Genomic DNA, 7,994 nt, shown 5'->3' with positions numbered 1-7,994 from the left:
GAGGGCTTGTATACGTATGGGTATCGGCGTATCCGTTTAGCGCTTAGAAAGCTTGGGTATGTGGTCTCGGAGAAAGTCATCCAGCGCTTGATGCGGGAAGAGGAAATCCCGGTCAGGTATGCCAAAGCACGCCGGAAGTACTCTAGTTACGGCGGGGAGATCAGCCCGGCACCGGAAAACCTAGTCGAGCGTGACTTCCACGCTGATGAGCCCGGACGGCTTTGGCTCACGGATATCAGCGAGTTCCACGCAGCTAACGGGAAGGTTTATCTCTCCCCGATTATTGACTGTTATGACGGGAAAGTCGTGGCGTATACGAGGGGATTACACCCAACCTCAGTGTTGGCTGATTCCTCCCTTGAAAACGCCCTGGCAACCCTCCCGCACCAGCGTCTAAACGAGCTACAAGCCGGCCAGAGTGAGCATCCACTCGTGATCCATTCGGATCGGGGAGTCCACTACCGGTCTGTGTCCTGGATTGAGCTTACGCGGCGTTACGGGTTGACGCGGTCGATGTCGAAGAAGGGGTGTAGTCCGGATAATTCTGCGTGTGAGGGGTTTTTCGGGCGGATGAAAACCGAGATTTATCACGGGAAGAAGTGGGCTACAACCGATGAGTTATGCGAGGCGATAGACGAGTATATGTTCTTCTATAACCAGAAGCGTATTACCTTGAAGTTCGATGGTTTAACGATTGTGGAGCATCGTCAAGCGGTTTTAAGCGATAATGTCCAATAAACAGTCCGCAGCCCCTTTTTGTCCTATAAGCCACGGTCGTGTCGCGTTTGTTCTGGTCTTTGGTGGTCTTTTTCGGGTTCTTGGGGGTACATTCGGGGGTACACGTTCGGGGTACGAAGTAGTACCCCCAAAGCTAGGCGGCAAGCTGGCTGACACGCCCCGCAGTAATGCCGAGAGCGGATGCGATATCCCGCGTAGAGTACCCCTCCTCCCGCAAAGCATGAATCGAGCGCAAGGTCGCTTCTTGCAAACGGGCCTTTTCTTCTTGGAGTTCGAGTCGCTTCTTAGCGATTGCGAATGCCGTTCCAATTTCCGGGCTTAAGCCTTCGCCAGCTTCTAGCTGGATGTTGAACGTGGCGTCGTCTGGTAGATCCGCAGAGAGGATAATTGCGTCAGTCATTCCTTTGCAGAGCTTTTTAAGGGTGGGAGCAAAGTCGAGTGCTCCGGGATACTCGACACACTGACCAAGCCAGTCACCATCTTCCCTGGTTACAGTCACGCGGTAGGTTTTCATTTCGTTAGCCATCCTTCCCCGAGTATTGGCGCAAATTACTTTTCGACCGTCGCCGACATTTCGATGCGTTTGTTGATTTCTCCTGCCTTTACATCTACAAATTTAGCCACTAAACACTAACTGGTCAAGATTCTAAACATTCCGATCTTCCCGGCCGCCAGCGGGTGTCGAACGGAAGGAAAAACCCGATCTGTTTACCCATGTAGACGCGGCATGTTTACAGGGGTACACTATCCGCTACGAAACGGGCCCACCCCTTGAACGAGCTCAAGACAATCGCGAAACAGACCGGCCACACGCTCGTAACCACCGAAGGCACTTGCCACACGCGCGTTACCATCGGCAACGTAAGCAACATCGTGGGGCGCCACCGCGACATTCCAGAGGAAACCGCAAAGGGCACAATCCGTAAGTTCAGGAAAGGACTAGGACTATGAGCAGGACGCACGTGAGAGCCTTCCGCGACCACGGATGGTGGGGGCTCGAACTTACAGTAAACGGGGAAATTTACCATTCCCAAGCCCGCAGACTCAACGAAATTAGCGATATCGTCGCCGATGCGCTCAATCTTCTTAATGTTGAAAACCGCGGATTCGATTTAGTCATAGACGTTGGCTCAACCGCCGAAACTATTGCTCGGGCCAAGAAACTATCCCGGCAAGCTCACGAACTTCAGTCACGTGCATCGCAAGCTACACGAGAAGCCGCTACCAGCTTGCGATCTTCGGGTATGACCGTCCGTGAAGTTGCAGAGATTATGGAGCTCTCACCCGGCCGCATTTCCAAGATCCTACAAACAGCCTAGGAACCACGAAATCTCACAGGAGACCCACGCTTTGAGTAGCGTGTTGTGCGATGCTTATCCATAACCGCCGCGGGGCGGGAAGCTTCTTCGGCTTCCCGCCCCGCGTGCATCCATTTATTTTTTGAGGCCGGCGCAGTCCTCAGCAGAGTTCCGGTCAAGCCCGGCCGAGTTCCAGCCAGGTTCCGATCCAGATACCGGTCCAGTCCCGACCAGGTTCCGGTCCGGTCTCAGCCGAATCCCCGTCCAGCCCCGCTCCGAATCGCCACATCATTCGCTCGAGTCCGGGGCGCTTAGCTGCGCCGTCGTACTACAAGGTGCGGCTAATTGCTGGCGTGCGTTCCGTCCGCACCGTGCGAAGCCTCGCGCGAAGCATCCGCGCCGCTCGCGTGATCCGCACCTGCGGCACCGCCCGCGCGCTCCGGAAGCCCGGCACCGCCCGCGTGCGTCGCGCCTTCCGCAAGTTCCGCAATCCCCGCGATTTCCGCGAGCTCCGCAAGGTCCGGCGCGCTCTGCACCCGCTGGCTCGCCGGCGTGCGCGCCAGCTTCCCATCAGGCTGAACATCCCAGGACCGCTCCAGGTGACCTTCCGCAAGTTCCGCACCCGCGGGGGCCGAGGCCGGCGTCGCCGGTTCAAGAGACGTACCGCGCAGGCGCGAAACCGCGCGCATGCAGTGGTAGATGATAATGGCACCGAAGGAACCGAGCGCGATCCCCTCGAAGACCATATCCCCCACCGTCCAGGTGTAATTCGCGATCGCCACCACCATCGCCACCGCGGCGGTATTGAGGTTGACCGGGTCGGAGAAGTCCACGCGGTTCTGCACCCAGATACGCACCCCGAGCATGCCGATCATGCCGTAGAGGATCGTGGCCGCGCCGCCCAGCACTCCGGGAGGAATCGTCGCAACAACCACGCCGAACTTCGGGAACATGGACAGCACCAGGGCCGTGACCGCCGCCACGATGTAGGCCGCGGTCGAGTAGACGCGGGTCGCGGCCATCACGCCGATGTTTTCCGCGTACGTCGTGGTACCCGAGCCGCCGCCCGCGCCGGCGAAGACCGTGGACAGGCCGTCGGCGAACAGCGCCCGGCCGGTCACGCCGTCCAGATTGCGCCCGGTCATCGCGGAAACCGACTTCACATGCCCCACGTTTTCCGCGATCAGCACCAGCACCACCGGGACGAACAGCCCGAGGGTGGATACATCGAAAGCCGGGGCGTGGAAAGTGGGGATACCCACCCAGCTGGCGTCGCCAATCGCGCTGAAGTCCACTTCGCCGCGGATGCAGGCGCATACATAACCGATAATCACACCGATCAAAATGGACAGGCGCCCGATAATTCCCTTGAAGAGGACCGTGACCGCGAGCACCGCCACGATGGTCACCACCGCGGTCACCGGCGCGGCCTTGACGTTATTCCAGGCCGCGGGGGCCAGGTTGAAGCCGATGAGCGCCACAATTGTGCCGGTCACCACCGGGGGCATGAGCTTATCGATCCACCCCGCGCCGAAGACCATCACGATCAGGCCGACCAGCAGCAGGGCCGCGCCCGTCGAAATAATGCCACCCTGCGCGAGCGCCATCCCGTGCGAATCGATGGGGCCACCGCCCTGGGTGTAGCCGGTCACCGCGCCGATAGGCGCAATGAGGGCAAAAGAAGAGCCCAGGTAACTGGGCAATTTTCCGGCGGTAATAAGGATAAAAAGAAGGGTTCCGCATCCCGTGAAGAACAATGTCGTCGAAGGATCGAAACCCGTTAGTAAGGGAACGAGGAACGTTGCGCCAAACATTGCAACAACGTGCTGCATTCCAATGCCGATTGTGGCTGGCCACCCCAGCCGTTCGTCCGGTTGAACCACCTCACCCGGCGCGATGCGCACACCGTCGCCGTGAAGTTTCCATACTTGTGCCATGAATGCTCTCCTCGTTGCTCTTCGCGCGGGCTTACCCGCGCATAGAAGGAATGGGTTCGCAATCTCGCAGTGGCGCGACCGGGATACCGCGTGGCGACCGGCCCGCCCACACTCGTTTGAACCTGAATTAGTGTATGGCTTTTTACGGACGGTGCAAGTCCCGCGCGGCTCGCTTCACAGGGACGACGACGCCGCTACCGCTCAAAAACTAGGTAAACTCTACGTAAACAAGGTGACATGGGATGTGTCACACCTCCGGAGTCGGCGAACAGTGCGGGCTATCTCCCAGCGCGCGCAGCTGCTTTTTCGGGGCCGGTGAACTAGCGTTAAACCCGTGACCCAGCAGCATCTTGGGCCCCGCGAGGCCTACCGTCGTAAGATCCAGCAGCGCCAGACCGTGGTGTTCAGCATCGTGTCCGGGGCGCTCGCACTTGTTTTTGCCCTCTGCCTGCTCATCTGGCTCGGCATCATCCCCTCCCCGATCAATAAGGAATTCGCGGCCGACCCGGATCCCGATGAGGTCACCATCCCCTGCCTGAGCGGCCCCACCGCGCCGCTGGAGCTCTCGAAAATTAACGCGAATGTGTATAACTCAACGTCGTCGAGCGGCCTTGCGGCGGAGGTTGCGCATAACCTCGCGGAAATGGGCGTCACGGTAGGGACGACGGCGAACTGGCCAGCCGGTGTAGATAAATACGGTGCGATTGTGCAGGCCGGACCCGATGGCCTGGCCGCTGCCTACACCCTGGCAACCTTCATTCCTGATTCGGTGGTGGGATTCTCTAATGACACCACGGGCCAAACGGTCACGGTGATCCTGGGTGAGAAATTCGATGCACTGCGCAACCCGGAAGATGCTGCCGCTCAGCTCACCGATGGGCAGCTTACTTCCCCGGGCAATTGCGTGCCGGTAAGCGAAGCGCGGAAGTAGGCAGCTAGCTTAGTTGCCGGCCACCGCGCCGGGCCCGAGGTGATCATCGCGGTCCGAGTAGAGCACGGTGAAGCGCTCCACCACCACATCCCCGGCCGGATCGAATTCCAGCCCGGCCGCTGCCGCTTCTGCCCGGAAGAATTCCGTGTGGGCGGCGCGCCAGCTCTCCAAGCTGCAATCACCTTCGCCTTCAGCCTGCGCGATCTGCGCGCTGACCTCTGTAAAGGGCATGACCTCCACGCTATCGGTGCGGATAAGGGCACGCGGGCGTTCTTCCCCATCCAGCACAATCGCCAAATCGCCTTTTTCGGGGAGCGGCACATCTTCGGCGCGGTAGCTATCCGCCCAGCTCGACGTCGCAGTTTTCCTCCCCGCCACGATAAGTTCAGCAATCTCGGTGGCCTCTTCGGAGGTCAAACCGAAGCTAAATGCCGGGGGCCGGAAAGCGGAAATTGATTCACCACCGGTGATGACCTCAAGCGGGTTGATTTTCCCGCGCGTGACCGCGCGGGCCCAAAAAGCTTCGAGGAAGCCTTCTACCTGGGTGTTCTCACTCATGAGCGCTCTCCTCGAACGGCTCGGACGGTTCGGACGGTTCGGATGTGCGTTTCGCCGGCCCCGGGTTCAAACCTTCGGCCTCCAATGCGGCGTTGAGCCATTGGGTGGTAAGAATGCGCACCAGGGCATTAGCGCCCAGCGCCCCGCCCGCGATGGTCAGCGCGCGATACCCGCGTTTATTCCAGCGCCTCGCCCCGGCGATAACCATCGCCAAGCCCAGCCCGGCCTGCGCGGAAGAAATAATCTCCAGCAGCCGCGGATGATCCAGGTAGAGGCGCCGGTACACCTTCCACATTCCGGCCGGGGCCGAACCGTAACCGGATACCTCATAGGCCAGGGAGGCTTTCATGCGTTCCGGGAAAGCCTGCGGGGTGAAGACGGTCGCTTCCGGAATATCCGCCGGAATATCCGCGGCTTCCCGCGCCCCGCGCAGCACTTCACCCACCGCTGCCGGCAGGCCCAACACCTCAAGGAAGCGCGGCACCGCTTCGGATACCGGGGCGGTGAGCGCCTCGGTGAGATCCCCGGCATCCACCTCCGGGAAATCATCGAGAATACGCCGCACCCGCGCCCCTGCTCCCAGTTCTTCCCGGGAGAAAGCCGCGGCGGCACTATTGGCTTCCACGTGCGGAAGATCCTGGAGGGTATCCAGCCACTTCCAGTAGGTGATCCCGGAGTTCTGCCGGATGACCAAAACCGGGTTGCGCCAGCTGGGCGCCGCCCCCGCGGTGGAAAGCACAATCACGAACCCGGGCCGCCGCCCGATTTCCGCATCGCGAGCCAGGGGCACATCCGCCACCATGACATTGGCGTTCCCGTGCGCGAAAACAGCCACCGGTTTTTTGATGCGAGCCGCCAGGCCCGGCACCCGCGCGAAAGGCACATCGGAAATAGCCACCATGGGCCCGTTGTGCATGGTCGGGATTTTACCTTCATCACCGGGCAGCAGCGGGGAATCGGAAACCGGAGCGAAAGCCTGAGTTTCCTCCACTATCGGGTTCGCCGCGGCCGGTTCCGCCGCGTGAGCGGCGGCGTCGTCGTGCTGAAGGTGCGCATCCGCGTACGCGAGATCCGCCTCCGTGACATCCACTTCACCCAAATCAATATTCGGGTACACCACGTATCCATCCACCTCAATGTGGATTTTGCGCAGTTCGTGATCCATTTTTTGGGCGAAATCCACGAGGTTGAGGCCGGGCACGATGCCGGGTTCTTCCTCCCGAGCGCTCGCGCCGGTATCGGCATCCGCACCGGCCTCGGATTCTTCACCGCTTCCGGAAGGCACCGCGTTTTCCTCGCCAGCCGGCGCCGATGTGCCGCTAGGCCCATTCGATTCAGCCGCTTCCAGCACGCTCCGGATCGTGGCGACGCGGCGCCGCTTGCCGGTCACCGCGATTTCGAAACGGAAAATATCACCGTCGTGATCCCCGCGGACCACCACGCCTTCGCGCGCGAAGAATTCCTCGAGCTGGGCGGGGCTGGTCAGGCTCTGGTCGAGCCGCTGTACCTCACCGCGAACCGGCCTCCACTGATACATTGTCCCCTCCGTTCATCCGTGCCCGGATCCGATCAACCTGGTAGAGCGAAATCCCCGTGGCGACCGCGGCGTTGAGCGATTCCATGCGCGCGGCAATCGGAATCGAGGCAATCACATCGCATTTATCGCGAATGAGCCGCGCCAGCCCGCGCCCTTCCGAGCCGGTCACCAGCACCAGCGGGGTATCGGCCAGGCTGAGGTTCTCCACCGTGGTGGAGCCGCCGCCGTCCAAACCGACCACGAAATAGCCCATTTTCTTCAGCTCATCGAGCGTGGAAGCAAGGTTCGTGACCCGCGCGGTCGGCACAATGGACACCGCCCCGGCCGACACCTTCCACACCGTGGCGTTCACCCCGGCCGCGCGACGCTCCGGCACGATGACCGCGTCCGCGTTGAACGCCGCCGCGCTGCGCAACACCGCCCCCAGATTATGCGGGTCGGTCACCGAGTCGAGAGCCACGAAAAGCGGCAGCGGGCCGCCCGCTTCGTGGCGCTCCAGAGCCGCGTGCGCTTCCTCAATGGCATCCGCGTACTCGTAGGGCGGCACTTCGATGGCCACGCCCTGGTGCACGGCGTTATCCGTCATGCGGTCAAGCTCCCCGTGGGAAACTTCCACCAGCGGGGCGCCCAGCGCGGTTGCCTGCGCCACCAGCTCCGCCAGGCGCTCATCGCCCACCGCGGAAGTCTGCATAAAGACCCTGGTCAGGGGCACGCCGGCCCGTACCGCTTCGCGCACCGGGTTACGCCCGCAAATAAGTTCGTGGCCGGGCGCCGTGTGCAGATCGCGGCGCAGCTTGAAGCTGGAACGCTCGCGCGCCTCGGCTTGCGCCTTGCGGGCATCGCGCACCTGCTTTTCTTTATAGGCCTTGTGGTAGACCCGTTCCTCCGCTTTCGGGGTGGGGCCTTTGCCTTCCAGGCGCCGGCGGTTATTCCCGCCCGAGCCGACCGTAGCGCGCTTCTTGCCCTTGGGGCGCCGGGTGCGTCCGTCTCCCATA

8 protein-coding genes are annotated in these 7,994 nt (G+C 61.4%); 3 read left to right on the top strand and 5 right to left on the bottom strand.

Annotated features, from left to right (window positions below):
- Positions 1-738: IS3 family transposase (locus ACRQDJ_RS05700; RefSeq protein WP_435717872.1), on the top strand; the 738-nt coding region annotated here is incomplete at its 5' end.
- Positions 739-871: 133 nt separating this feature from the next.
- On the opposite strand, the gene ACRQDJ_RS05695 is transcribed toward ACRQDJ_RS05700, so the two are convergent.
- The gene (locus ACRQDJ_RS05695) at positions 872-1,264 is read right to left on the bottom strand and encodes a hypothetical protein (RefSeq protein WP_143231840.1); all 393 of its coding nucleotides are present in this window, start codon (positions 1,262-1,264) and stop codon (positions 872-874) included.
- Between the two features lie 421 nt (positions 1,265-1,685).
- On the opposite strand from ACRQDJ_RS05695, the gene ACRQDJ_RS05690 reads away from it, so the two are divergent.
- Positions 1,686-2,057 (top strand): hypothetical protein, encoded by a 372-nt coding sequence (locus ACRQDJ_RS05690; protein ID WP_101595674.1) that lies wholly within the window; start codon positions 1,686-1,688, stop codon positions 2,055-2,057.
- A 320-nt stretch (positions 2,058-2,377) separates the two neighbouring features.
- Here the strand turns inward: ACRQDJ_RS05690 and ACRQDJ_RS05685 are convergent, their stop codons facing one another.
- Positions 2,378-3,973: a uracil-xanthine permease family protein gene (locus ACRQDJ_RS05685; RefSeq protein WP_087070331.1), complete on the bottom strand. Its 1,596-nt coding sequence runs from the start codon at positions 3,971-3,973 to the stop codon at positions 2,378-2,380.
- Positions 3,974-4,307: 334 nt separating this feature from the next.
- On the opposite strand from ACRQDJ_RS05685, the gene ACRQDJ_RS05680 reads away from it, so the two are divergent.
- Positions 4,308-4,904, top strand: coding sequence for a LytR C-terminal domain-containing protein (locus ACRQDJ_RS05680; RefSeq protein ID WP_087070330.1), 597 nt, complete (start codon positions 4,308-4,310; stop codon positions 4,902-4,904).
- 9 nt (positions 4,905-4,913) lie between these two features.
- On the opposite strand, the gene ACRQDJ_RS05675 is transcribed toward ACRQDJ_RS05680, so the two are convergent.
- Genes ACRQDJ_RS05675 through rlmB form a run of 3 tightly spaced genes read right to left on the bottom strand, consistent with a single transcriptional unit; the run spans position 4,914 to position 7,993 of the window.
- The gene (locus ACRQDJ_RS05675; protein ID WP_087070329.1) at positions 4,914-5,462 is read right to left on the bottom strand and encodes an ASCH domain-containing protein; all 549 of its coding nucleotides are present in this window, start codon (positions 5,460-5,462) and stop codon (positions 4,914-4,916) included.
- Complete coding sequence (locus tag ACRQDJ_RS05670; RefSeq protein ID WP_087070328.1) at positions 5,455-6,999, bottom strand: hypothetical protein; 1,545 nt, start codon at positions 6,997-6,999, stop codon at positions 5,455-5,457. The genes ACRQDJ_RS05675 and ACRQDJ_RS05670 overlap by 8 nt, the downstream gene beginning before the upstream one ends.
- A complete protein-coding gene (rlmB, locus tag ACRQDJ_RS05665; RefSeq protein ID WP_087070327.1) occupies positions 6,971-7,993 on the bottom strand; it encodes a 23S rRNA (guanosine(2251)-2'-O)-methyltransferase RlmB in 1,023 nt (340 codons plus the stop codon). The genes ACRQDJ_RS05670 and rlmB overlap by 29 nt, the downstream gene beginning before the upstream one ends.
- Position 7,994: the final 1 nt, after the last annotated feature.

Origin of the sequence: Actinotignum urematis, from assembly GCF_051264595.1 — a bacterium.
Taxonomy (GTDB): Bacteria; Actinomycetota; Actinomycetes; order Actinomycetales; family Actinomycetaceae; genus Actinotignum; species Actinotignum timonense_A.
Note: the sequence above shows the minus strand (reverse complement) of the source record. Positions and strands in the feature narration are given on the sequence as shown.